Source organism: Streptomyces sp. SCUT-3, assembly GCF_014083985.1.
Classification (GTDB): Bacteria; Actinomycetota; Actinomycetes; order Streptomycetales; family Streptomycetaceae; genus Streptomyces_H; species Streptomyces_H thermolineatus.
This window is the reverse complement of sequence record NZ_CP046907.1, coordinates 3,894,266-3,919,595: the sequence shown is the minus strand read 5'-3', so window position 1 is coordinate 3,919,595 and position 25,330 is coordinate 3,894,266. Positions and strand designations below refer to the sequence as shown.

The following is a 25,330-nucleotide window of genomic DNA, read 5'->3' as shown; positions in this document are numbered from 1 at the left end:
CCAACCCCCCGTGACGGTCGCGGATCACCCGTGTTTCCCCCGTGTTGCGCGGGCCCGGCGGTCAGCCGCGGGCGTGGGCGGGCAGGCCCGCGTCCCCGGCCCGCCCGGCCGGGGCCCCGGCGGCGGCCCTCCCGGGGCGGCGGCGCAGGTACACGGCCCAGGTGACCGCGGAGCAGGCGGCGTAGAAGGCGAGGAAGGAGACGAACGCCGGGGTGCCGCTGCCGGTGGTCAGGAACGCCTGGCGGAAGGCGAGGTTGATGCCGAGCCCGCCCAGCGCCCCCACGGCCCCGATCAGGCCCATGGCGGCCCCGGACAGCCGCCGCCCGTACGCGGCCGCCGCCTCGCCCCGCAGGCCCATGGCCAGGGCCCTGTCGTGGTGGATGCCGGGGATCATCCTGTACGCCGACCCGTTGCCCGCTCCGCCGAGGACGAACAGGGCGACGAAACCGGCCAGGAACAGCGGCAGCGACCCGGCGACCGCCGCCCCGACGACCACGCCGGTCGCCGCTCCCATCGCCAGGAAGGTCCACAGGGTGACCCGTGCGCCTCCCAGCCGGTCCGCGAGCCGCCCGCCCGCGGGGCGGGCCAGCGATCCGAGGAGCGGGCCGACGAAGGTCAGCGACGCGGCCTGCAGCGGGGTGCGTCCGAACTGGCTCTGCAGGACCAGGCCGAAGGCGAAGCTGTACCCGATGAACGAGCCGAAGGTGCCGATGTACAGGAAGGACATGATCCAGGTGTGGCGGTCCTTCGCGGCCTCCCTCGCCGCCCCCGTGTCGTTGCGCACCGGGGCGAGGTTGTCCATGAACAGGGCCGAGCAGACGGCGGCCACGACGGTCAGCGGGATGTACACGGCCAGCACGTACCGCGGGTGCGCGGCGCCGGCGGTGCCGATGACCAGCAGGGCGACCAGTTGCAGGACGGGGACGCCGAGGTTGCCGCCGCCCGCGTTCAGGCCGAGGGCCCAGCCCTTGAGCCGCAGCGGGTAGTAGCTGTTGATGTTGGTCATGGAGGAGGCGAAGTTGCCGCCGCCGACGCCGGTGAGCGCGGCCACCGCGACGAAGGTCGCGTAGGAGGTGCCCGGGTGCATCACGAACGCCGCGGCGACCGAGGGCACCAGGAGCAGCAGGGCGCTGACCACCGTCCAGTTCCGCCCGCCGAAGCGGGCCACGGCGAAGGTGTACGGCACCCGCACGACCGCTCCGACCAGGGTGGGCACGGCGGCCAGGAAGAACTTGCCGGCCACGTCGACCCCGTACTCGGGCCCCATGAAGAGCACCATGACCGACCACAGGCTCCACACCGAGAAGCCGACGTGCTCGGAGAGGATCGAGAACACCAGGTTGCGGGTCGCGGTCCGCCTGCCCGTGCGCTGCCAGAACTCCTCGTCCTCGGGGTCCCACCGCTCGATCCAGCGGCCTCCCCTGCGGGCCCTCGCCGCAGCCGTCATGACGCCTCCAGGTGTCCGGTAACGGCACCCGACGCTAGGGGGGCGGCGTTTCCCTGCCGTGGCGCGAGGTGACATCGGGGCAACCACGCGCTCACCCGGGCGGGGGCCGGGCTGTGAGCACCCCGGACGGAAACGCGGCGAGGGCCCGCTGCACGGGTGCAGCGGGCCCTCGCCCATGGGGTTGTGGAGATGGCGGGAATCGAACCCGCGTCCTGTGGTGCGGAAACAGGGCTTCTCCGAGCGCAGTCTGCTGTGCTTTTCTCAGCCCCGGCAGTCACGCAGACAAGCTGCCGACGGGCTCAGTCACTGTTTGGTTTCCCTTTGGGCCCCGTGACCGGGCTCAAAGGTTTAGTTCCCTGGCTGATGCCGGGATCCGGGTCGGGAACACTCCCGGGCCGACACTTCGCAAGTCGCTACTCAGGCAGCGAGGGCGAAGGAATCGCGCTTGGTGTTGGCGATTATTTTTTTCGGCAGGTGGTTTACGAGATCATTGCCGCTTCCTCGGCTCGCTTCCCCTGCTTCGACATCCCCAGTCGAAACCGATCATCCCCATGTTTTCTTATCAATGTGCCCGAAGGGCCGGGGCCCCTCGGTACTGCACCCATCGTACGTGAACAACCGGGGTGGATGCCACAGTATTCCGGGGCGTCCGGACCGTTCCCGGACCGGGCCGTGCGTCCGGCGCGGGGAGCGGCCGGCAGGCGGTGGCCGACGGGCGGCTCAGCCCCGCCCGCGGGACTGCTGCCGGCGGCGGGCCGCGGAGATCGCCCGCTCGGCCTCGCGCCTGGACTGCTTCTCCAGCAGCGTCTGCCGCTTGTCGTACTCCTTCTTGCCCTTGGCCAGGGCGATCTCCAGCTTGGCCCGGCCGTCCTTGAAGTACAGCGCCAGCGGCACGATCGTGTGGCCGGTCTCCTTGGTCTTGGAGGACAGCTTCTCGATCTCCGCCTTGTGCAGCAGCAGCTTCCGCTTGCGGCGGACCGAGTGGTTGGTCCAGGTGCCCTGGGCGTACTCGGGGATGTGCAGGTTGTCCACCCACGCCTCGCCGCCCTGGACGTACGCGTAGCCGTCGACGATCGAGGCCCTGCCCTGCCGCAGCGACTTGACCTCGGTGCCGGTCAGCACCAGGCCGGCCTCGAACGTATCGACGATGTGGTAGTCGTACCGCGCACGCTTGTTCTGCGCGATCAGCTTGTTGCTGGTGTCTTTCGCTTTCACCTTCGCCATGATGCGCCCCATTGTCGCATCACGGCCTCCCCCCGAGGCCACTCAATACCGTGACCGCCTTGGCGTCCGCGGCCGCCGGCTCCGCCGCCGCGGGCACCTTCAGGTCCGGCACCACGCCCGACCCGTCCACGCTCCGCCCGGAGGGCGTGCGGTAGTGGCCCACCGTCTGCTCCACGACAGAGCCGTCGGAGAGCGTGCTGGGCATCTGCACCGAACCCTTGCCGAAGGTCCGGCTGCCCACCAGCACCGCCCGTCCCCGGTCCTGCAGGGCCCCGGCGAGCAGTTCGGCGGCGCTCATCGTCCCGCCGTCGACCAGCACCACCAGCGGGGTGGCGGTGTCCCCGCCCCCGTCCGCGTCGAGCACCCGCTGGGAGCCGCGCACGTCGTAGGTGGCCACCAGGCCGCCGTCCAGGAACGCGGAGGCCACCGAGACGGCCTCGGCGACCAGGCCGCCGGAGTTGCCCCGCAGGTCCAGCACCACGCCCCCGCCGCCGGCCGCGCCCCGCGCCGCGCCGGCGCCCTCCAGCGCCTCGCGGACCTGCCCGCCGACGCCCTTGGTGAACGAGGCGATGCGGATCCGGGTCACCCGCCCGCCCATGCGCTCCACCGAGACCTCCTCGGTGGCCAGCACCGCGCGCTCCAGCGTCACCTCCCGCGCCCGCTCCCCCCGGCGCAGCTCCAGTTCCACCCGGCTGCCGGCCTCGCCGCGCAGCAGGGCCACGACCTCGGTGACCGACAGCCCGGCCGTCCGCGTGCCGTCCACGGCCCGGAGCCGGTCGCCGACCCGCACCCCGCCCCCGGCGGCCGGGCCGCCCGGCTGCACCCGGCAGACCTCGACGCCGCCGTCCGCGGTGCGCCGCACCCACAGGCCCACGCCCACGTAGCGGCCGTCCAGGCTCCGCCGGAGCCCCTCGTACTCCCTGGCGGTGTAGAAGGCCGCCCAGCGGTCCCCGCTGCGGCTGACGAGCTCCTCGGCCGCCTCGGGGTCGTCGCGCTCGATGGCGGCACGGAGCTCGCCGGCCTCCGCGGCCGCCGCCGCGTCGTCGGACACCGCCGCGGGGACGGCGTGCGCGCCCGGCGCGGAGCCGCCCAGCGCGGGCCAGCCGCCGCTCGACGCACCGGCCGCGACCACCGCCCCGAAGACCAGTGTCAGGGTCGCCCCGCGCCTGCTGCGGCGAGGACTCCCTGGCGTGGAGGAGCCTGACATGGCTCGGATTCTAGGACACCGGCACGGCGGGACCGGGGCCCGAACCCCCCGAAAACCCCCCGGACGCACCCGTGCCCCGGGTGGGATTCCCCACCCGGGGCACGTGCATGACGGTGTGTCGGGAAACGGCGCGGAGCACCGGGGGCGCACCGGAGCGCGCACGGGCGGCCGCGGGACGTCCCCCTCCGCGTCAGACCCTCAGGTACTTGCGCAGCGTGAAGAACGCGGCCACCGCGGGCATCAGCACGCCCACCGCGAGGACCAGCGGCAGCACGCTGACCACCTCCTGCCAGCCGATGAAGTCGATCAGCTGCATCTTCTCGGCCAGCCCCACGCCGCCGTCGATCAGGAAGTAGCGGCCGACCAGGAGCATCACCGACGCCACCAGCGCGCCGATCAGGCCGGCGAAGGCGGCCTCCATGATGAACGGCATCTGGATGTAGAAGCTGGAGGCACCCACCAGCCGCATGATCCCGGTCTCGCGCCGGCGGCTGAACGCCGAGACGCGCACCGTGTTGACGATCAGCAGCATCGCCACCACGAGCATGAAGACCATGACCGCGACCGCGACCCAGGTGAGGCCGTTGAGCAGGTTGAACAGGTTCTCCAGCAGGGCCCGCTGGTCCTGCACCTCCTGCACGCCGGGGCGGCCCTCGAAGAGGCTGGAGATCACCTCGTAGCGCTCCGGGTCCTTCAGCTTGACCCGGAACGACTCCTGCATCTGGTCCGGGGTGAGCGAGGAGGCCAGGGGCGAGTCGGCGAACTGCTCCTTGTAGCGCTTGTACGCCTGCTGGCTCGACTCGTGGTGGACGGTCTCGACGACCGGCTGCTTCTTGAGGTCGGCCAGGATCTCCTTCTTCTGCTGGTCGGTGACCGCGCCCTTGGTGCAGTTGGGGTCGGTCTCCGCGTCGTTCTTGTTGCAGAGGAAGATCGAGACCTGGACCTTGTCGTACCAGTAGCCCTTCATCGACTCGACCTGCGTGCGCAGGAGCAGGGAGCCACCGGCGAGGGCGAGGGAGAGCGCGACGGAGACGATGACCGCGAAGGTCATCGTCAGATTCCGCCGGAGACCGACGCCGATCTCCGACAGGACGAACTGGGCCCGCATGATGTCCTTTCAGGTGGTGACTGCGGCCGGTGGCACCCGGCGGCGGCTCGCGGGCCGCCGCCGCGGCCGCCCGGGCGTGCGGTCAGTGCTGGTAGCCGTAGACACCGCGCGACTGGTCGCGGACCAGTCGCCCCTTGTCGAGCTCGATGACGCGCTTGCGCATCTGGTCCACGATCTGCTGGTCGTGGGTGGCCATCACGACCGTGGTCCCGGTGCGGTTGATCCGGTCCAGCAGCTTCATGATGCCGACCGAGGTGGTCGGGTCGAGGTTGCCGGTCGGCTCGTCCGCGATCAGCAGCATCGGCCGGTTGACGAACGCCCTGGCGATCGCCACCCGCTGCTGCTCACCGCCGGACAGCTCGCCCGGCATGCGGTCCTCCTTGCCGGCCAGGCCGACCAGGTCGAGCACCTCGGGCACCACCTTGCGGATGGTGGCGCGCGGCTTGCCGATCACCTCGAGGGCGAAGGCCACGTTCTCGCTGACCGTCTTGTTGGGCAGGAGGCGGAAGTCCTGGAACACGGTGCCCAGTTGGCGCCGCATCTGCGGCACCTTCCAGTTGGACAGCCGGTTGAGGTCCTTGCCCAGCACGTGGACCGAACCGGTGTCGGTGCGCTCCTCCCGCAGGAGCAGGCGCAGGAAGGTGGACTTTCCGGAGCCGGAGGAGCCCACCAGGAAGACGAACTCCCCCTTCTCGATCTCGAGCGTCACGTCCCTGAGTGCAGGACGGTTCTGCTTCGGGTATGTCTTGGAGACGTTGTCGAATCGGATCACGGCTGCACCACGGTCGACCTGTGTAGGGGAACGGACAGCGCGAAGTGGCTCTCCTGGACCGGTGACGATACGCGAACCGCGCACGTGCTCGCAGATGCGAGGCCGTTGACGGACCGACCCACGGGACTTAGCAGGACAAAGCAGGCAGCTGTCGCACCGCCCTCCCGCACCTGGCACAGTGGTGGACGGGGAACGTATCCGCGCCCCGGCGCGTTGGCGGAGCTGAGGAGGAGATCGCATGACGTGCGACCGACTGGTGTGCGCCAACTGTGCCGGCCCGGTCACCGAGGGCCGCTGCCCCGTGTGCCGCGCGAGCCGGCAGCGGATGGAGCAGCAGCAGGGACTGTTCGAGCGGCTCACGCCGGGCGCGCTGATCGCGCTGCTGGCGGCGCTGGTGGCAGCGCTGGCCGTGGCCGCGGCCGTCCAGCAGGCAGCCGCCTGAGGGCTGCGCGGACCCGCCGCGGAAGACACCCGGGCCGGACGACGGCCGCGGGCCGATGACGGACGGACCGAGGGCCCGGAGCGCTGGATGCGCTCCGGGCCCTCGGTCGTTGCCGTGTGCGGCCGGGTGCTCACCGTGCGGCGACGTCACCCGGTCCGGGGACGACGCCCGGCGTGGTTCAGGCCGCGGTACCGCGGTTGACCAGGTTCGGCATCATCCGGAAGGCGACACCGCCGGCGATCATCGTGGCGGCGCCGACCAGCAGGAACGTGGTCTGACCGGCACCGGTCTCGGCCAGCTCCTCCTTGGCCTCGCCCTGGGCGACCTGCTGCGGGGCGGAACCGTTCGGGGCCGTGTTGTCCTCGCAGACCACGGACTCCTCGTCGAGGATGCAGGTGCCGACATCGTCACCGCCACCGCCGACGGAGGCGGGGGTGTCGCCACCGGTGGTGCTGCCGCCCTGCTGAGCACCGCCCTGCTCGGCACCGCCCTGCTGGGCGCCACCCTGCTCGGCGCCACCCTGCTGAGCACCGCCCTGCTCGGCGCCACCCTGCTCGGCGCCACCCTGCTGAGCACCGCCCTGCTCGGCGCCACCCTGCTGAGCACCGCCCTGCTCGGCACCGCCCTGCTGGGCGCCACCCTGCTCGGCACCGCCCTGCTGGGCGCCACCCTGCTCGGCACCGCCCTGCTGGGCGCCACCCTGCTCGGCACCGCCCTGCTGGGCGCCACCCTGCTCGGCACCGCCCTGCTGGGCGCCACCCTGCTCGGCACCGCCCTGCTGAGCGCCACCCTGCTCGGCACCGCCCTGCTGAGCGCCACCCTGCTCGGCACCCTCGTCGTCGCCACCGATGACGCCCTCGATGACGCCCTCGATGAGGCCGCCCTCGCTGCCGTCGACGGAGCCGTCGGTGGTGCCGCCGTCCGTCTCGTCCTGTGCGACGATGCCCGGCTCAGGAGTGTTCACGGCCTGGGCGACGCCGGTCGCCGTGAGCGACAGGCCCGCGGCGAACACCGCACCGGCGGCGATCCGCGCGACGCGCAGGCGCGTCTTGTGATTGGTCATCTGCCAACTACCCCCAGTAGCTGTTCATGGGACCGGGGATGCGGGGGTGTTGACGCGCCGACACGTTCACGTTCGCGCGTCCCCCGTCGAATCACGCCCCAGTCGTACGCATACGACCGCTCACGATTCCCACTTTCGGCCGACCCGTCAAGCGCGTTGCGCCGGGGTTGGAGAGGGATGTCCGGATTTGCCGGTCACGAGGGGTACAACACTGTTACCGAACAGGTCAGTTGGCCTGCTGGGTGCTCTTGCGCCAGCGGATCCCGGCCTCGATGAAGCCGTCGATCTCGCCGTCCAGGACGGCGTGCGGGTTGCCGACCTCGTGGTCGGTCCGCAGGTCCTTGACCATCTGGTACGGGTGCAGGACGTACGAACGCATCTGGTTGCCCCAGGAGTTGCCGCCGTCGCCCTTGAGGGCGTCCATCGCGGCCTGCTCCTCCTGGCGGCGCCGCTCGAGCAGCTTGGCCTGGAGGACGTTCATCGCGCTGGCGCGGTTCTGGATCTGGGAGCGCTCGTTCTGGCAGGAGACGACGATGCCGGTGGGGATGTGGGTGATCCGCACCGCCGAGTCGGTGGTGTTGACGCCCTGGCCGCCGGGGCCGGAGGACCGGTAGACGTCGACCCGCAGGTCGGACTCGTCGATGTCCACGTGGTCGCTCTGCTCGACCACGGGCAGCACCTCGACGCCGGCGAACGACGTCTGGCGGCGGCCCTGGTTGTCGAACGGCGAGATGCGCACCAGGCGGTGCGTGCCCTGCTCGACGGAGAGCGTGCCGTAGGCGTACGGGGCCTTCACGGCGAAGGTGGTCGACTTGATGCCGGCCTCCTCCGCGTAGGAGGTCTCGAAGACCTCCGTCGGGTAGCCGTGCCGCTCGGCCCAGCGCAGGTACATGCGCTGCAGCTGCTCGGCGAAGTCGGCGGCGTCCACGCCGCCGGCCTCGGCGCGGATGTTGACCAGCGCCTCGCGCGCGTCGTACTCGCCGGACAGGAGGGTGCGGACCTCCATCTCCTCGACGGCCTTGCGGACCGACTCCAGCTCGGACTCGGCCTCCGCGCGGGTGTCCGCGTCGTCCTCGGCCTCGGCCAGCTCGAAGAGCACCTCGAGGTCGTCGATGCGCCCGCGCAGGGCCTCGACGCGGCGCAGCTCACCCTGGAGGTAGGAGAGCTTGCTGGTGATCTTCTGGGCGCCCTCCACGTCGTCCCAGAGGTCGGGGGCCGCCGCCTGCTCCTCGAGCGCGGCAATGTCGGCCCTCATTTTGTCCAGGTCGAGGACCGCCTCGATCGACCCCATGGTCGAGGAGAGGGACTTCAGCTCTTCGGAAACATCGACGACTGCCACCCCACCAGCGTACTGGTTGTGCGGAGCGACCATGACAGGGCCGCGCGGACCCGGGCCGCCGGGCGCGGGTGCGGGCGCCGGGCGCGGCGCCGGCGCGTGCCGGGCGCGTCAGCGGTCCGCCGCGGCCCGGGCCAGCCCTCCGTCGGCGGTGCGGATCCACGCCTCCAGGAAGCCGTCCGCGGCGACCAGGGCCGGCGCGTCGGCGGTCCGTGCGGCCACCCGCCCGGGGGCGCCCCATGCGCCTGCGCCCTCGGCCGCGGCCTGGACCAGGCCGGTCCCGCCGGCCGCGGGGGCGAGGAGGTGGACGACTCCCCCGGCGGCGGCGGCCTCCGGGCGTCCCGCGGCCTCGAGGGTGCCGGCCCTCTGCGACGGGCGCCACGCGCCGTTGGCGTGGGGCAGGTGCAGCACGGCGCCGTCGGCGCGGCGGACGACGAAGGCGTCCAGGGTGCCGTCGGCGCGCGAGACGAGGCCGGGGGCCGCGGTGATGCGGCCCGCGGTGGGCACGACGGCCCAGGCGTTCCAGCGGCCGTCGACCAGGGACGCGGTCACCAGGTCGCCGCCGGTGCGGCCCACCAGGTCGATGCGGCCGGGCGCGGAGGACGCGGCGGCGGGGGCCGCGTCGAAGGTGGTGCGCCCGTCGACCTGGGACCACACGCCCCACTCCCCGCCGCTCAGCGTCCGGCGGTAGAGGAGTCCGTCGGTGCCGAGGGCGAAGACGTCGAGCTGCCCGGCGCGGGAGGAGACGACGGCCGGGTCGCCCTCGGTGCTTATGCCGGTGAGCCGGTGCCAGGAGCCGTACCTCCCGCCGGTGCGGGTGAGGTACCAGACGTTGCCGTCCTCGCCGCGGGCGAAGACGAAGGTGGTGCGTCCCAGGGCGACGGCGCGGGGGCCGCCGGCGAGCCGGACGGCCGGGTCCGGGGCCTCCCGGAAGGAGGACCACCGCGGCAGCGGGGCGGTCCCGGTGCCGCCCTGCGGGGAGGCGGCGCCCGCGGTCGGGGCGGTGGGGATGCCGGCCGGGAGGCCGCCGGGCGCCCCCGCGCCCTCGCCCTCGGCGCCGTCGGTCCCGTCGGGGGCCGTGTCCTCGGGGTCGCGGTCCTCGCGGGAGGTGGACGCGGAGTCGTCACCGCCCGCCAGGTGGGCCCAGCCGCCGAGTCCGGCGGCCAGGAGGGCGGCGGCCGCGGCCGTCCCGATGCGGATGCGGCGCCGGCGCAGCTCCTCCGCGCCCGTGCGGCGGTGCGGTGACCGCCGGTCGCCCGCGGGGGAGCCGGCCGGGCGCCGGTGGCCGGCGAGTTCCTCGGCGCTGGGCAGCTTGATGCTGGTGTGGGTGTCGCGGCTGGAGTCCGGGGCGGAGCCGCGGACCAGGGGGACCGCCCCGCCCCGCCGGGACGGTCCGGCCCCGCCGGCGCCCTCCACGGGCCCGCCGTCCTCGTCCGCCCGGTCCTCGGCGTCCTCCTCGTCGTCCTCGTCGCCGGGGCTGCCGGGGGCGTCGACGTCCAGGGGCGGCATGCCGACGAGGAGGGGGAGCTGCTCCCGCAGCCGGGCGGCGAGCTCGCCGGCGGTGAGCCGGGAGGCGGGGGCCTTGGCCAGGCACTGCGCGAGGACGGCCCACAGCTCGTCGGGGATGCCGGGCAGCGGCGTGACGGCCTCGGTGACGTGGCGGCGCAGGACGGCGCCGGGGTGGCCGCCGCCGAAGGGCGCGAACCCGGCCAGCAGTTCGTACAGGACCGTGGCGAGGGCGTAGATGTCGACGGAGGCGCGCGGTGGCAGGCCCTCGATGATCTCCGGGGCGAGGTAGTCGGGCGTGCCGATGATCCGGGTGACGCGGGTGCGCCGGGGCGAGTCCACGAGCCGGGCGATGCCGAAGTCGGTGAGCAGTGCGGGGGGCGCCCCGCCGGGGCCGGGGGGCGCCTCGGTGTCGAGGAGGACGTTCTCGGGCTTGACGTCCCGGTGGACGATGCCCGCGGCGTGGGCGGCCGCGAGGGCGTCGGCGACGTCGGCCGCTATCGAGACCGCCGCCCGGGGGGCGAGCCTGCGGTCCCGGTCGAGTCTGGAGCGCAGGTCGCAGCCGCGCACCAGGTCCATGACGAGGGCGAGGTCGTCGCCGTCGACCACGAGGTCGCGGACGCCCACGATGTTGGGGTGGTCCAGGCTCATCAGGGCCGTGCGTTCCTGCACGAAGCGGCCGACGACCTCCTGGTCGGAGGCGAGGTCCTCGCGGAGCAGCTTGATGGCGACGGGCCCGTCGGGGCCCTCGCCGAGCCACACCGTGCCGGCGGACCCCCGGCCGAGCACCTGGTGGGCGGTGTACCGGCTGCCGATCTTCCGTGCCAAGGCTTCTCCGTCTGCGCCAGAGAGGAAACGTTGGCGACAAAGCTACGCGGGTGGCGGCCTGTTGGGGGAACCCGCCGCCGGTGAGCAGCGGCGGCGCGGGGGAAATCACCCCTCGGAAGTCGACAAGTCCCCATTGCTGCGGCGGTGTCCGCCCCGGCGGCGGGGCGGACACCGCTCCTGCGGCCCGTCAGGTTCGACGGACCCGTCGGACCCGTCGGACCCGTCGAGTCCGTCGGACCCGTCAGGGCGTGGAGAAACCGGTGGGCAGGTCGGTCGGCACGTCGGGCAGGTCGGTCGGCACGTCCGGCACGTCGGGGACGTTCTGCCGGACCTCCTCGGCGGCGCCGACCAGGTCCCGCGCCCAGTTCCAGAAGTCGCTCACGGCGCCGCTGGTGGCCTCCCACCAGCTCTGGCCATGGGCCACCCAGTCCTGCAGCGGGGTGAACTCCCACACCAGCCAGCTGCCCACGACCAGCAGCACGATCATGGTGAAGCAGCCCTTGAGGCAGCCCGTTCCGGGGATGCGCGTGCGGCTGCGCTGCCGGGGTTCGCGGCGCGGGGCGGGCGGTTCCGGGGCGGGCCGGGGCGCCGGGCGGCGGGGCGGTTCACGGCGCTGCGGCGGCTCCCGGTCCGGCGCGTAGGGGGCCGGGGACCGCTCCGGGGCACGCCGGCGCGGCTCGGGCTCCCGGTGGGGCGCGGGTTCGGGCTCCCGGTGGTAGGCGTCCGGCGGCGCCTGCCGGTGGGGGCGGCGGCGCAGCGGGTCCTGGCCGGGGTCGAGGTACTGGACCTCGGTCTGCTCGTTGCGCGAGCGGGCCGCGTCGAGCTGGCTCTCCCAGGGGTGCGGCCCCTGGGGCCCCTGGGGGGCCTGCGGCTGCGCGGGCCCGCCGGGGACCGGGGGCATCACGCGGGTGCCCTCGGGGCCGTCGGCCCCGCCGCCCCGGCCGGCCGCGGGGCCGGTGGCGGGCAGCACGCTGGTCGCGGCGGCCGGGTCGTGGGCGCCCTGCCGCGCGGCGGAGGGCAGGACCTGGGTGGGGTCGGCGTCACCGCTCCCGCCCGCGGGCGCCGGGGAGAGGTCGGGGCCCAGCAGCGCGGCGACGCCGAAGGCCGCCTCGGCCTGGGCCGGGGTGGCGTGCACCCCGACCCCGTCGGCGACGACCCGCAGGGCCCGGGCCAGGTCGCGGGCGCCGGGCCGCTCGTCGGGGTTCTTGCGCAGGCAGCGCTCTATGACGGTCCACAGCGGCTCGGGGACCGTGCGGGGCCGCTCGGGGTCCTGGCGCAGGTGGGCGTGCAGCACCTCCAGGGCGCTGTCCCCGCGGAACGGCGGGCGGCCGGTGACCAGTTCGTACAGCAGGATCCCCGCGCCGTAGACGTCGACGGCCGAGGTCTGCGGGCGGCCCTCGGCGGACTCGGGGGCCACGTACGCGGGGGTGCCGACGAACTCGTGGGTGCGGGTGATGCCGGGCGAGTCGGCGAGGCGGGCGATGCCGAAGTCGGTGAGCATCGGCTGCGTCTGCGGGCCGGACGGCGTCTGCACCGTGGCCAGCAGCACGTTGGCCGGCTTGAGGTCCCGGTGCACGACGTCGTCGGCGTGGCTGGCGGCCAGCGCGTCGGCGATCCCGGCCGTCAGCCGGGCGGCCTCGGCCGGGCTGAACCGGCCGTTCTCGCGCAGGTAGCGGTGCAGGTCGGGGCCGTCGACCAGGTCCATCACCAGGGCGAGGAGGTCGCCCTCGACGACGAGGTCGCGCACCCGCACGATGTTGGGGTGGGTCAGGCGCAGCAGGACCGAGCGCTCGCGCAGGAACCGCATCACGATGTCGGGGTCGCTCGCGAGCTCCTCCTTGAGGACCTTGATCGCGACGGTCTCCCCCGGCTGCGAGGGCACGGCCTCCTCGCCGGGGGACGGAGCCCGGCGCACCTGCGCCCGCCACACGGTGCCCGTGGCCCCGCGGCCGAGCGGCTCCTCGAGCAGGTACTTACTGCCTACCGGCCGCACGTCATGCGCTCCCTGGTCGTGAGGGGCACCGGGAGGAGGGGGTCGCCCGCCCCGCCCTCCGCCGTCGCCCGCCTGCGTCGAACCCTTGCCATTGCCGCCCCACTGTAATGGGGTGCCCGTCCCGGCACCCGTGCCCGGCGGGAGCCGGAACGCCGCACGCACGGCTCCCGTGTCCTGGTGGGACGCTCCGGGAGGGGTTCTGGTTGCTCCCGGACGGTTTCGGGCGGAAAGCTCCGCCCGGCCGCGACCGGGAACGACCGGTCAAGATCATTCGTGGCGGGATCCGCGGCACGGTGTCCGGGACAGGTGCGAGGATGTGTCCCCGGTAGTCGAAGCACCGGGGGCGGCGGACGGGGCGACCGGCCCTCCCGCGCACCAGGGAGCAGAAGGGACCGCGGACGACGATGCAGATCCGGCTGACCGTCCTCGGGCCGCGCAGCGGCCAGACCTGCGACGTTCTCGTCACCGCGCCCTCGGGGACGGAGCTCGGCGCGGTCGCCGGCGGGATCGCCGCCGCGGCCGGCTCCGGGCAGCCCGTGCGCTCCCCCGGCTCGGCCGTCCCCCTCTACTCGGACGGGAAGCGGCTGGACCCGGCGGCCCCGCTCGGCCGCCCGCCGCTGGTCGACGGCGCGGTGGTCTCCCTGCACGCCCCCTCCGACGCGCCCGCCGCGGCGCCCGCGGCGTTCACCGCGACCGGCCCCCGCCTGCACGTGACCGGCGGGCCCGACGCGGGCGGCGTGCACCTGCTGCGGGGAGGGCCGGTGCGGGTCGGGCGGTCCGCCGAGGCCGACGTGCCGCTCGACGACCCCGACGTCTCCCGGCTGCACTGCGCGGTGACGGTCGACGACAGCCGCGTCACCGTCGCCGACCTAGGCTCCACCAACGGCACGACGGTCGACGGCCGCGCGGTCGGCAACCGTCCCGTGGCCCTCGAACCGGGCGCGCTGCTGAGGATCGGCGAGACCACGCTGCAACTGGAACTCCCGGCGGACGACGGGGCACTCCCCGCCGCGCCCCCGGCCGGCCCCGCCGTCCCCGACGGCGAGGGCCACCTGTGCGTCACCCCGGCCACGGCTGCACCGGTCCCGGAGGCCCCGGCTGCCCCGGCGGACGACGCGGCGGACAGCGGTGCGGGGGCGCCCCCCGGCGTCCCGGGCGGGACGACGGCCCCCGGCTGCGCGCCCCACCACGACACGGCCCACCACGGCACGGCCCCGGACGGCACTGCCCAGGGCGGCACGCCGGCCGGTCACACGTCTCCCGCCGTTGCGGAGGAGACGCACAGCATCCGCGTCCCGGCAAGGGAGGACGCCCGGACCGGGCCCGTCCAGGACTCGGCGAGCCCCTGGGGGTGGTCCGCCGTCTCCGACGGGCTCAAGGACCTCGCCCGGCGGGTGACCGCCGGGCTCGTGACGGGCCGCGCGGAGCGCGACGCCGCCGCGCAGGCGGCCGCCGACGCGCGCCGGGCGCGCGAACGCTGGCCCGACCCGGCCACCCTGCTGCTCACCGCGCTCGGCCCCGGCCCCCGCCTGTGGGAGCGCCGTCCCGGGCACGACGACGCGCTCACCGTCCGGCTGGGGACCGCCGACCTGCCGTCGCCCGCGGGCGACGGCACGCTGCTGCCGTCCGCGCCGGTCGTCGTCGATCTGCGGAGCAGCCGGTCCCTCGGGCTCGTCGGACCGCGCCCCCGCCTGGCCGGCCTGGCGCGTTCGGTGGTCGCGCAGCTCTGCGCCCTGCACGCCCCGGGGGTGCTCGAGGTCGTGGTGGTCAGCGCCGACCGGGAGCGGCCGGCCGAGCAGCGGCTGCGGGAGTGGGCCTGGGCGGCGTGGCTGCCCCACCTGCGCCCGGCGCACGGCCAGGAGTGCCGCCTGCTGACGGCCCACGACCGGGAGCAGGCGGACGCCCGGCTGGCCGAGCTGGCCCGCCGGGTCGAGGAGGGCCCCCTGGGCAGCGGCTGGGCCGGGGCCTCCCCCGCCTCCGTCGCCGAGGCCGCCGCCGCGCACACCGGCCCGTTCACCGTCCTCGTCGTCGACGGCGACCCCGGTTCGGCCGCCGCCGGGGAGCTCCTGGCCCGGCTGGCCGCCGCGGGCCCCTCCGTCGGCGTCCATCTGCTCGCGCTCGCCGAGGACCGGCGGCGGCTCCCGGCCGGCTGCGGCGCGCTGGCGACGCTGGACACGGACGTGGCGACCACCCTGCACCTGGACCGGGGGGCGGTGGCCGCTCCGCTGGACGGGGTGACCGCGGACGCCGTCTCGGCCGCGTGGGCCGAGCGGTTCGCCCGCGCCCTGGCTCCGCTGCGGGAGGCCGACTGCGCGCCGCCCGCGCCCACTGCCCTGCCCTCCTCGGCACGGCTGCTGGACGAGCTGGACCTGGCCCTGGCCACCCCGGCGAAGGTCGCGGCCCGCTGGGACGGCAGGCCGCCGGGCGGTCCGGCCGCGCGGGCGGTGCTGGGCCCCGGCGCGGACGGGCAGGTGGCGGTGGACCTGGCCCTGGAGGGCTCCCACCTGCTGGTGGGCGGCGCCCCCGGGTCGGGGAAGACGGAGCTGCTGCGTGCCGTCGCCGCCTCCCTCGCTCTGGCCGAGCGCCCGGACCGCCTGTCGCTGGTCCTGCTGGAGGGCGCGGCCGGCCGCGTCGAGGGCCTGGCGCCGTGCACCGACCTGCCGCACGTGTCCGCCCACGTCACCGCCTCCGACCCGCTGCGGATGCGGGAGTTGGCGCAGGCCCTCACCACCGGGCTGAAGCGGCGCGAGGAGGCCCTGTCCGGGGCGGGTCCCGCCGGCCCGCGCGGTGAAGCTTCCCTGTCCGGGCACCTGGTGGCGCAGCGCCGCCCGCCGGAGGAGGCCGCGGGCGCCGTCCCGTTCCTTCCCCGCCAGGGGTCGGGCGGCCGGGCCGCCGCCCCGGCGGTCCCGGCGGACCGCCCCGGGACGGCCGCCGGCGGGTGGACCGCGGCGGCCGGGGCCCTGCCGCGCCTGGTCGTGCTGGTGGACGACCTCGACGCGCTGGTCGACCCGCCGCTGGGCAGCCCCGGCAGGCCGTCGGCCGGCTCGGTGCTGCGGGCGCTGGAGGCGGTGGCCCGCGACGGCGCGCGGCTGGGCGTGCACCTGGTGGCGTCCACCGGGCGCCCCGAGCGGACGGCCGGCACCGGCGCGGACGAGCACTCCCGGCTGAGGATCGCGCTGCGCACGGACGACGCGGAGTCGTCACTGCTGCTGGTCGGGACGGAGGACGCGGCCTCGCTGGACGAGGCCGTGCCCGGCCGCGGGCTCCTGCTGCGCCCCGGCGGTGCGGTGACCGCCTTCCAAGCGGGCCGGATCAGCGGCCGGATACCGCGTACGGCGACGGTGCGGCCCACGGTGGTGCCGCTGGACCCGGAGCGCGCGGGCGACCCGCCCGCCCGGCGCAGGCTGCGCGAGCTGGGCAACGGGCCGACCGACCTCGCCCTGCTCGCCAGCGCCCTGCAGCGGGCGGCGGAGTCGGCCGGCGCCGTCCCCGTTCCCGCCCCCTCCCCGTGACGGCGGTGGCCCGGCCCCGGCCGCGCCACCGCCACCGCCTTCACCGCCGACAAGCGCCACCACCTCCGCAGCCGCCGCCGTCACCGTCACCGTCACCGTCACCGAAAGCGATGCTCGCGTCACGGACGGGTCACGATGCATCTTCCTGCCAGCCCGGGGGCCTTGCGGACGTCCCTGCCTCGGCGTAGGACTGTCGGACGTGCCGCTCACGGGTGGCGGGGATCCGGCGTGGACCGCCAACTCCGCTTCCCCATGGGGAGGTTCGACGACCGAGCAGGACACCGCGGGACACCGCGGGACATCGGGGTGCCGCGGGGGCACGCGGTCGGCAGGGCGGACGCACGGTGCGGGCGCCGGGGCCGTCCCGTTCCTCCGGGCCCCCGCACGGAGGGATGGACACGACAATGCTCACACCGCGACGGACGACTCGTGCGGTCCTGGCGGCGGTCGCCGCAGGGGCCCTGGCGCTCACCGCGGCCGGCTGCGGCGGGGGCGGGGAGAAGGAGAAGGGCGGCGGTGCCGCCGAGGGGCGAAGCCCACCGTCGACCTGCCGGACCTGAAGGGCCAGAAGCTGCAGGTGGCGGCGGTGTGGACCGGCGCCGAGCAGGAGAGCTTCACCAAGGTCCTGGACGAGTTCGAGAAGCGCACCGGTGCCGAGGTGACGTTCGTCCCCACCGGTGACAGCGCCTCCACCGCCCTCGGCACCAAGATCGAGGGCGGCGAGCCGCCGGACGTGGCGTTCCTCGCCCAGGTCGGCGTCATGCACCAGTTCGCCGAGAAGGGCTGGCTGAAGCCGGTCGGCGACGAGGCCACCGCGCAGCTGGAGAAGAACTACGGCAAGGGCTGGAGGGAGCTGGGCGCGTACGGGGGCAAGCAGTACGGCGTCTACTTCAAGGCCGCCAACAAGTCGCTGATCTGGTACAACACCGCGGCCTTCGAGACGGCCGGGGTCACGGACGAGCCGAAGACCTGGAAGGAGTTCCTGGAGACCGCGCAGACCGTCTCCGACTCCGGCACCCCGGCCGTCTCCGTCGGCGGCGCGGACGGCTGGACGCTCACCGACTGGTTCGAGAACGTCTACCTCAGCCAGGCCGGCCCGGAGAAGTACGACCAGCTGGCCGCGCACGAGATCAAGTGGACCGACCCGTCGGTGAAGAAGGCGCTCACCACGCTGGGCGAGCTCTTCGGCAAGAAGGACCTGGTCGCGGGCGGGGCGAGCGGCGCGCTGCAGACCGAGTTCCCCAAGTCCGTGTCGCAGGCCTTCGCCGAGCCGCCCGCCGCCGGAATGGTCTTCGAGGGCGACTTCGTGGCCGGTGTGATCGCCGCGGACACGAAGGCGAAGGTCGGCGAGGACGCGAAGGTCTTCCCGTTCCCGGCCGTCGGCGCCGACTCCCCCGTCGTCAGCGGCGGCGACGTCGCCGTGGCGCTGAAGGACTCCGAGGGCGCCCGGGCCATGCTGACCTTCCTCGCCTCCACCGACGCCGCGCGGATCTGGGCCGAGCAGGGCGGGTTCGTCTCGCCCAACAAGGCGCTGGACACCGGCGCCTACCCGGACGACGTGACCCGGGGCATCGCCGAGGCCCTGATCGCGGCGGGCGACGACTTCCGGTTCGACATGTCCGACCAGGCCCCGGCGGCGTTCGGCGGCACCAAGGGCGCCGGCGAGTGGAAGCGGCTGCAGGACTTCCTGAAGAACCCGGACGACGTGGCCGGCGCCCAGCGCGCGCTCGAGGCGGACGCCGCCAAGGCCTACGGGAACGGCTGACGGCGTGAAGTCCTCTGCCGTGACCGCGGGGGGCGCCGCCGCACCGGCGACGCCCCCCGCGAAGGGCCGCAGGAGCGTGGTGGGAACGCCGCGCCGGCTGGCGGTGCTGTTCCTGATGCCCGCGCTGGTGCTGCTCGGGGCGCTGGTGGTGTACCCGATCGGGTACACCCTGGTGCGCAGCCTGTTCGACGCCGGCGGGTCGGAGTTCGTCGGGCTGGGCAACTACGCCGAGGTCTTCACCGACCCGGACATCCTGGTCGCGGTGCGCAACAACGCGATCTGGGTGGCCGTCGCCCCCACGGTCGCCACCGCCCTGGGGCTGGTCTTCGCGGTGCTGACCGAGCGGATCAGCTGGGGGACGGCGTTCAAGCTGGTCGTCTTCATGCCGATGGCGATCTCGATGCTCGCCGCCGGGATCATCTTCCGCCTGGTGTACGAGCAGGACCCCGACAAGGGGATCGCCAACGCGGTGGTGGTCGGCGTCCACGACACCTTCGCCGAGGCGTCCGCCTATCCCGGTGCCAGGCCCCGGCCGGACGGGGTGCTGAAGCCGTCCGGCGACGGGGCGTTCACCGCCGCGTCGCCCGCGCGGCCGGGCTCCCCCGCGGACCTGGCCCTGGTCGGCCTGCCGGCCGCGCAGCTGCCCGAGGACGCGCGGGACGCGGCGCGGGCGCCCGCCGGGGACGGCGTCTCCGGCACGGTGTGGCTGGACTTCAAGCCGGGCGGCGGGGGCGAGCCGGGCGTGGTCGACCCGGGCGAGAAGGGCCTGCCCGGGATGAAGGTCGAGGCGGTCAGCGGCGGGAAGGTGGTGGCCGAGGCCACCACCGCGGCCGACGGCACCTTCTCCTTCCCCGCCGGCAGCACGCCGCGGGACGCGGTGCTGCGCCTGCCCGCCTCGAACTTCACCGAGCAGTACGCGGGCGTCGACTGGCTGGGCCCGACCCTGGTGACCCCGTCGATCATCGGCTCGTACGTGTGGATGTGGGCCGGTTTCGCGATGGTGCTGATCGCGGCGGGGCTGGCCGGGGTGCCGCGGGAGCTGCTGGAGGCGGCCCGGGTGGACGGCGCGAACGAGTGGCAGGTCTTCCGCCGGGTCACCGTGCCGCTGCTGGCGCCGGTGCTGGTGGTGGTCTTCGTGACGCTGATGATCAACGTGCTGAAGATCTTCGACCTGATCTACATCATCGCGCCCGGCCCCACCCAGGCCGACGCCAACGTGCTCGCCCTCCAGCTGTACCTGTCGTCGTTCGGCGGCGGGAACGACCAGGGCGTGGGCAGCGCGATCGGCACGCTCCTGCTGCTGCTCGTGCTCCCCGTGATGTTCTTCAACGTCCGCAGGATCCGAAGGGAGGGCCGCCGATGACCACCGCGGAGAAGACCGACGGGGGCGCGGGGCGCCCGCCGGCCGCCCCCGGGACCGCCGGCCGGGCCGCCGCGGGTGCGGCCCCGCGGGCCGCCTCCCGGATCGCCGCCGGGCTGGGCGGGGCCGCAGTGCGCGCGGTGCTGCTGGTGGTCGCGCTGTTCTGGCTGATGCCGACCGTCGGCCTGCTGCTGTCCTCGCTGCGGGACTCCACCGACATCGCCTCGAGCGGCTGGTGGGAGGTCTTCACCGAGCCGGCGCAGCTGACCGTGTCCAACTACGCCGAGCTGATGGCGAACGACGCGGTGACCGGCTCGCTGCTGAACACCGTGCTGATCGCCGTGCCGTCCACCGTGCTGGTGGTGGTGATCGGCGCGCTGGCCGGCTACGCGTTCGCCTGGATGGAGTTCCCCGGCCGGGACTGGCTGTTCCTGGTGGTGGTGGGCCTGCTGGTCGTGCCGATCCAGGTGGCGCTGGTCCCGGTGGCCAAGCTCTTCGGGGGCATCGGCGTCTTCGGCGACATCTCCGGGGTGGTCGCCTTCCACGTCGCCTTCGGCCTGCCGTTCGCCGTCTTCCTGCTGCGGAACTTCTTCGCGGAGATCCCGCGGGAGCTGCTGGAGGCGGCCCGGCTGGACGGGGCGGGCGAGATCCGGCTCTTCGCCACCGTGGTGATGCCGCTGGGCGGCCCGGCGATCGCCTCGCTGGGCATCTTCCAGTTCCTGTGGGTGTGGAACGACATGCTGGTGGCGCTGATCTTCGCCGACAGCGGGTCGGCGCCGGTCACCGTCGCCCTGCAGCAGCAGGTGCGGCAGTTCGGCGCCAACATCGACGTGCTCGCGCCGGGCGCGTTCGTGTCGATGGTGATCCCGCTGATCGTGTTCTTCGCCTTCCAGCGCCAGTTCGTCACCGGGGTGATGGCCGGCGCGGTGAAGTAGCCGGGGCCCGCGACCGCGGGAGGGGGAGGTCCGCCGGACGGCGGGCCTCCCCCTCCCGCGTTTCCGGCCCTCCCCCGAAGACCGCAAAGAGTTCTTTGCAAAACCTCTTTGCAAAGAACTCTTTGCAGTCTAGCGTGTCGGCATGGACACCGAGGACGAACACGCACGCGAACGCGCGGACAGCCCGTGGCAGTTCGCCCCGACCCCGTCAAGGACGTGGTCCTGGACGCCAAGGGGCTGCGCGCCCTGGCCCACCCGGTGCGGGTGCAACTGGTCGGCCTGCTGCGCACCCACGGCCCCTCGACGGCCACCCGGCTGGCCGACCGGACGGGCCTGACCTCCGGCGCGACCAGCTACCACCTGCGGCAGCTCGCCGCCGCCGGCTTCGTCGAGGAGGACGCCGGACGGGGCAACGCCCGGGAGCGCTGGTGGCGCGCGGTGCACCGGTCGACCTGGGTCGCCCACGCGGAGATGGCCGAGCACGAACCCGAGGCGACGACGGCCTACCTGCAGTCCGTCGCGGCCGTGTACGCACAGCGCACCCAGCAGGTGCTGAACGAGTACCCGAGCCTGCCGCGCGCCTGGCAGGAGGCCTCCGACATGAGCGACGTCCCCCTGCGGCTCACCCCGCAGGAGACCGAGCGGCTGCGGGACGAACTGCGGGCGGTCGTCGGCCGCTACCGCCGGGACACCCCGGAAGAGGCGGCCGGCGCCCCGGAGGGCTCCGAACGGGTCTCCCTGATCACCCTCGTCCTCCCCGAACCGGGCATTCCCGCCGCCGGGGACGGAACCGGCCCCGGAAGCGGGGACGGGAACGGACCGGAGGGGGAGGCATGAGCGTGCGCTCCCCCGAGACGAACCGCCCTCCGGGCACCGACGCGTCCGGCCCGCGGAGTTTACGGCCGCTGGCCGGGGTGCTCACGGCCATGGCGGTGTCGCTGACCGGCACCCGCATATCGGCCGTCGCGCTGCCGTGGTTCGTGCTCGTCACCACCGGCAGCGCCACCCGCACCGGACTGGTCGCCTTCTGCGAGATGGCCCCCTACGTGCTGGTCAAGGCGTTCGCGGGTCCCCTGATCGACCGCACCGGCCCGCGGACCGTCTCCTGGACCACCGACTCGGTCAGCGCGGCCGCGGTCGGCCTGGTCCCCCTGCTCCACGCCCTCGACCTGCTCACCTTCCCGCTGCTGCTGGCCCTGGTGGCGGTGGTCGGGGCGGTGCGAGGCCCCGGTGACCTGGCCAAGGAGGTGATGGTCCCGGAGGCCGCCGAACACGGCCGGGTGCCGCTGGAGCGGGCCACCGGCATGTCCGGGGTGGCCGAACGGCTCGCCTCCACCGCGGGCCCGGCCGCCGGCGGCACGCTGGTGGCGCTGACCGGACCGATGGCCGGCCTGGTCGTCAACGCCGTGTCCTTCGCCCTGGGATCGGTGATCATCGCACTGTTCCTGCCCCGGGGTACCGGGCACGGCAGCGGGCACGGCACCGGGCACGGCGGCGCGGCGGACCAGGGGCAGGAGGGCGCGCCCGCGGACGGGAAGGAACCCGGCTACTGGCGCCGCCTCGGCGAGGGGTTCGCCTTCCTGAAGCGCGACCGGCTGCTGCTCACCGTGATCGCCATGATCTCCGTCACCAACCTGCTGGACGCGGCGTTCCAGACCGTCCTCGTGCCGGTGTGGGCGAAGGAGTACGGCGGAGGGCCGGCCGCGATCGGCCTGGTCGGGAGCGTGTGGGGCACGGCGGCGGTCGGCGGGAGCCTGATAGCGACGGCGGTGGCCCACCGGCTGCGGCGCCGGACGGTGCTCTTCACCGGCTTCCTCCTCGCGGGCGCCCCGAGGTTCCTGGCCCTGGCCCTGGACGCGCCGATGTGGGCGGTACTGGCGGTCTTCGCCGTCGGCGGCTTCGGGGCCGGGTTCCTCAACCCGATCCTGGGCGCGGTGCTCTTCGAACGGGTACCGCGGCGACTGCTGGGCCGGGTGGGGGCGCTGGGCGACTCCCTGTCCTGGGCCGGCATCCCCCTCGGCGGCCTGGCCGGCGGTGCCGCGGTGGCCGCGGTCGGCATCGGCCCCGTGCTCGTGACGGCCGGCGCGCTGTACTTCCTCACCACCACCCTGACCGGCCTGCGCCCCGAGTGGCGGGAGGCTGACCGGCAGCGGGAAGCCGCCCGGGCCGGGAAAGCCCCCGCGGCCGACATCCCCACGGCCGACACCCCCACAACCGGCCCTCCCGGTGCCGCCCCTCCCGGCCCCCGCTCCCGGGACCCGGAGGAGAGCGGTCCCCCCGAGCGGGCGGCAGGTCCCGGGGTCGGGGCAGCGACGCCCGGGTGACCGCACGTCCGCACCCGGAGCGGCCCGGCCCGCCCGTCGCAGTGCCCCGGTCTCCCCGCCCCTCCCCTCTCTCCACGCCGCCGGTCAGGCCGCCGGGCGCCGGAGGGCGGGGGCCGGAGCGGGGGCACCGCGGCCGGGACCGCCCTCGGGCCGGCCCCGGCTCCCGGCGCCCGCGGCGGGCTCGGCGGACGGCTCCGCGCCGTCACCGCCGTCCGGCAGGGCCGGGGCGGCCGGCGGCACGGGCGGCGGCGCGGGGCGGAAGCCGGGGACACGGCCGTCGAGCAGGAGCTGGAGCAGCAGCGGCAGGCCGATCAGCGGCAGGAACCACACCAGGACGATCAGCCGGGGGCCGATGACGATGTCGGGGTGCCCGGCCTGGTTGAGGACCCCGGCCAGCGCCGCGGCGATCACGACCGTCCCGATGCGGCGGTCGTACCGCAGCACCGCCCAGGCCGACACGCCGAGGGCGAAGAGCATCAGGGGGGCCATCAGCCCCCGGCGCAGCCAGTCCGCCCAGAAGTGCAGGGACAGTTCGACGAACAGCGGCCAGGGATCGGTGACGTCCGGCTTGTTGAAGTGGTCGGTCAGCAGTTCCTGCATGCTCTCCGAGCTGCCGGGCCACCCCAGCAGGTGCGGGCCCGCCGCCGTCGCCGCCGCCAGGACGAGGAGGACGGCGAGCATGCCCGCGCCCTCGGGCGCACGGCGGCGCCCCGGCCCGCGCTCCCGCCCCCGTTCCCCTACGGCCCGGTCCCGAACGGCCCGGTCACGTACGGCCCGGTCACGTACGGCCCGGTCGCGTACGGCGGCCCGGTCCCGCAGGGCCGCGCGGGCCACGAGCACCGCGTACGCGGCGGCCAGGCAGCCGGCCAGGAGCAGCCCCTGGGAGTACTTCACCCAGAACTGGGCTGCCAGGGCGGCCGCCACCAGGGCGGCCCCCGACCGCGCCCGTCCCCGCAGTGCCCGGACGCAGCCGAGCAGGACCAGGCCGGTGCACAGCAGCGTCGCGCCCTCGGCCATGGGCCGCATGGTCTCCAGGACCGACGGCAGCGCGTAGTACAGGCCCTGGCCGACCAGCGCGACCGGGGCCGGGGCGCCCGCGGCGCGCAGGACCAGCAGCACCACCACCCCGCCGAGCACCGTCAGGACCACCGAGGCCGCCCACAGCCCCCCACCACCCCGAAGCAGGCGATGAAGGGGGCGAGGACGTAGGGGTAGCCGGGGCGGGCCTCGAAGATGGCGGCGAACCGGCTGCCGGTGAACGGCGCGACCATCCCCGCGGTGTTGCCCTCGGCGGTGCGCCGCTTCACCCGGGCCGCCAGGTCGCGCTCGCAGGAGGTGCGTTCGCGGAGGTAGCCGCTGGAACGGCCCAGCCCCCTGGGGTCGGCCGCGCGCGGCCGGGTGGAGGCGACGGCCCGGCTGTGGCAGTAGTAGTCGACGGTGCGGGCCGTGGCCTCCTCCCGGCTGTCGCCGAGCACCCGCAGCGAGTAGGAGAGGTAGCTCCTGGTGTCCGGCGACTCCCGGCCGATCCAGGTCGGCAGCTGGCACAGTGCGCAGACGACGGCCAGCAGCAGCGACCAGGCGGCCGTCCGGCGCGCGGCACCCCGCGGGAACCCCGCCGGTCCCGGCCGTCCCCGGCCCCCCTCCCGTTCCCGGCCCCCCTCCCGCACCGCTCCCAGCACCCGCGCCGCTTCACGCGTCCGCATACGCATCGCCGTCCGCATACGCATCGCCGTCCGCCCGGTCAGACGGGGAGGCGGCGGAAGACGGCGCGGGGCAGGTGCCGCAGCACCGCCATGGCCCACCGCATCCGGGCGGGCACCCACACGGTCGCGGCGCGGCGGCGCAGCCCCTCCTCGACGGCCTCGGCCACCGCCTCGGGGCCGACTGCCATCGGGGCCGGGGACAGGCCCTCGGTCATCCGGGTGCGCACGAAGCCGGGGCGCACCGCCATGACGTGCACGCCGTGGCCGTGCAGGGCGTCGCCCAGTCCTTGCGCGAAGGCGTCCAGGCCGGCCTTGGTGGATCCGTAGACGAAGTTGGAGCGGCGGGCCCGCTCGCCCGCCACCGAGGAGAGCACGACGATCGAGCCGTGGCCCTGCCGCCGCATGGCCGCGCCGCAGACCAGTCCGGCGGAGACGGCGCCGGTGTAGTTGACCTGCGCGGTGTGCACGGCGGAGGCCGGCTCCCGCTCGGCGCGCCGCTGGTCGCCCAGCACTCCGAAGGCCAGCAGCACCATGTCGACGTCACCCTCGGCGAAGACCTTGCCCAGCACCTCCTCGTGGGTCGCGGTCTCCAGAGCGTCGAAGGGCACGGTGCGCACCTCGGCGCCCAGTGCGCGCAGGCCCTCCGCCCCCGCCTCCAGGGCCGGGGAGGGCCGCCCCGCCAGCCACACGGTGCGGGTGCGGCGGGCGACCAGGCGGCGGGCGACGGCCAGTGCGATCTCCGAGGAGCCGCCGAGCACGAGCAGGGACTGCGGGATGCCGAAGGCGTCCTTCATGGTGTTCTTTC

18 protein-coding genes, 1 other RNA gene and 1 pseudogene are annotated in these 25,330 nt (G+C 75.0%); 7 read left to right on the top strand and 13 right to left on the bottom strand.

The annotated features are described in order from the left end of the window. Positions 1–61: 61 nt before the first annotated feature. From GQS52_RS17335 to ftsE, 6 genes are all read right to left on the bottom strand, one after another. Positions 62–1,447, bottom strand: coding sequence for a nitrate/nitrite transporter (locus GQS52_RS17335; protein WP_182314295.1), 1,386 nt, complete (start codon positions 1,445–1,447; stop codon positions 62–64). A 181-nt stretch (positions 1,448–1,628) separates the two neighbouring features. Then, positions 1,629–1,998: a transfer-messenger RNA gene (gene ssrA / locus GQS52_RS17330) on the bottom strand. Between the two features lie 169 nt (positions 1,999–2,167). After that, positions 2,168–2,671, bottom strand: a complete 504-nt coding sequence (gene smpB, locus GQS52_RS17325) for an SsrA-binding protein SmpB (RefSeq protein ID WP_182314294.1) — start codon at positions 2,669–2,671, stop codon at positions 2,168–2,170. A 19-nt stretch (positions 2,672–2,690) separates the two neighbouring features. Beyond that, on the bottom strand, positions 2,691–3,878 hold the full coding sequence (locus GQS52_RS17320; RefSeq protein WP_182314293.1) for a S41 family peptidase: 1,188 nt from the start codon (positions 3,876–3,878) through the stop codon (positions 2,691–2,693). Between the two features lie 190 nt (positions 3,879–4,068). Continuing rightward, a complete protein-coding gene (gene ftsX / locus GQS52_RS17315; RefSeq protein WP_182314292.1) occupies positions 4,069–4,986 on the bottom strand; it encodes a permease-like cell division protein FtsX in 918 nt (305 codons plus the stop codon). Between the two features lie 82 nt (positions 4,987–5,068). Beyond that, positions 5,069–5,758 (bottom strand): cell division ATP-binding protein FtsE, encoded by a 690-nt coding sequence (gene ftsE / locus GQS52_RS17310; RefSeq protein ID WP_182314291.1) that lies wholly within the window; start codon positions 5,756–5,758, stop codon positions 5,069–5,071. 238 nt (positions 5,759–5,996) lie between these two features. On the opposite strand from ftsE, the gene GQS52_RS17305 reads away from it, so the two are divergent. After that, positions 5,997–6,200 carry a hypothetical protein gene (locus tag GQS52_RS17305; protein ID WP_182314290.1) on the top strand — a complete coding sequence of 68 codons (204 nt, stop codon included), beginning with the start codon at positions 5,997–5,999 and terminating at the stop codon, positions 6,198–6,200. Between the two features lie 178 nt (positions 6,201–6,378). Here the strand turns inward: GQS52_RS17305 and GQS52_RS17300 are convergent, their stop codons facing one another. The 4 genes from GQS52_RS17300 to GQS52_RS17285 form a co-directional block, all read right to left on the bottom strand. Further along, positions 6,379–7,263 (bottom strand): hypothetical protein, encoded by an 885-nt coding sequence (locus tag GQS52_RS17300; RefSeq protein ID WP_182314289.1) that lies wholly within the window; start codon positions 7,261–7,263, stop codon positions 6,379–6,381. 226 nt (positions 7,264–7,489) lie between these two features. After that, the gene (prfB, locus tag GQS52_RS17295) at positions 7,490–8,602 is read right to left on the bottom strand and encodes a peptide chain release factor 2 (RefSeq protein ID WP_182314288.1); all 1,113 of its coding nucleotides are present in this window, start codon (positions 8,600–8,602) and stop codon (positions 7,490–7,492) included. A gap of 108 nt (positions 8,603–8,710) precedes the next feature. Then, positions 8,711–10,933, bottom strand: a complete 2,223-nt coding sequence (locus GQS52_RS17290; protein ID WP_182314287.1) for a protein kinase — start codon at positions 10,931–10,933, stop codon at positions 8,711–8,713. Between the two features lie 241 nt (positions 10,934–11,174). Next, positions 11,175–12,926: a serine/threonine-protein kinase gene (locus tag GQS52_RS17285; protein WP_182314286.1), complete on the bottom strand. Its 1,752-nt coding sequence runs from the start codon at positions 12,924–12,926 to the stop codon at positions 11,175–11,177. Positions 12,927–13,330: 404 nt separating this feature from the next. Between GQS52_RS17285 and GQS52_RS17280 the strand changes: the two genes are divergently transcribed. The 6 genes and pseudogenes from GQS52_RS17280 to GQS52_RS17255 all read left to right on the top strand — a co-directional run bounded on the left by GQS52_RS17280 (position 13,331) and on the right by GQS52_RS17255 (position 22,822). Continuing rightward, positions 13,331–16,438 carry an FHA domain-containing protein gene (locus tag GQS52_RS17280; RefSeq protein ID WP_182314285.1) on the top strand — a complete coding sequence of 1,036 codons (3,108 nt, stop codon included), beginning with the start codon at positions 13,331–13,333 and terminating at the stop codon, positions 16,436–16,438. 392 nt (positions 16,439–16,830) lie between these two features. After that, positions 16,831–18,203 (top strand): annotated as a pseudogene (locus GQS52_RS17275) (ABC transporter substrate-binding protein). A gap of 115 nt (positions 18,204–18,318) precedes the next feature. Beyond that, complete coding sequence (locus GQS52_RS17270) at positions 18,319–19,566, top strand: sugar ABC transporter permease (protein WP_182316524.1); 1,248 nt, start codon at positions 18,319–18,321, stop codon at positions 19,564–19,566. After that, positions 19,563–20,498, top strand: a complete 936-nt coding sequence (locus tag GQS52_RS17265; RefSeq protein ID WP_182314284.1) for a carbohydrate ABC transporter permease — start codon at positions 19,563–19,565, stop codon at positions 20,496–20,498. Before GQS52_RS17270 ends, GQS52_RS17265 begins: the two co-directional genes overlap by 4 nt. Before the next feature lie 186 nt (positions 20,499–20,684). Continuing rightward, the gene (locus tag GQS52_RS17260) at positions 20,685–21,335 is read left to right on the top strand and encodes a winged helix-turn-helix domain-containing protein (RefSeq protein ID WP_259370827.1); all 651 of its coding nucleotides are present in this window, start codon (positions 20,685–20,687) and stop codon (positions 21,333–21,335) included. After that, a complete protein-coding gene (locus GQS52_RS17255) occupies positions 21,332–22,822 on the top strand; it encodes an MFS transporter (protein WP_182314283.1) in 1,491 nt (496 codons plus the stop codon). The genes GQS52_RS17260 and GQS52_RS17255 overlap by 4 nt, the downstream gene beginning before the upstream one ends. A gap of 84 nt (positions 22,823–22,906) precedes the next feature. Here GQS52_RS17255 and GQS52_RS17250 read toward each other — a convergent pair whose 3' ends face one another. From GQS52_RS17250 to GQS52_RS17240, 3 genes are read right to left on the bottom strand one after another with little or no spacing between them, the layout of a single operon-like run. Then, on the bottom strand, positions 22,907–23,971 hold the full coding sequence (locus GQS52_RS17250; RefSeq protein ID WP_182314282.1) for a hypothetical protein: 1,065 nt from the start codon (positions 23,969–23,971) through the stop codon (positions 22,907–22,909). After that, complete coding sequence (locus tag GQS52_RS17245) at positions 23,962–24,531, bottom strand: hypothetical protein (protein ID WP_182314281.1); 570 nt, start codon at positions 24,529–24,531, stop codon at positions 23,962–23,964. Before GQS52_RS17245 ends, GQS52_RS17250 begins: the two co-directional genes overlap by 10 nt. Before the next feature lie 32 nt (positions 24,532–24,563). Next, positions 24,564–25,319: a decaprenylphospho-beta-D-erythro-pentofuranosid-2-ulose 2-reductase gene (locus GQS52_RS17240; protein ID WP_182314280.1), complete on the bottom strand. Its 756-nt coding sequence runs from the start codon at positions 25,317–25,319 to the stop codon at positions 24,564–24,566. Between the last annotated feature and the right edge of the window lie 11 nt (positions 25,320–25,330).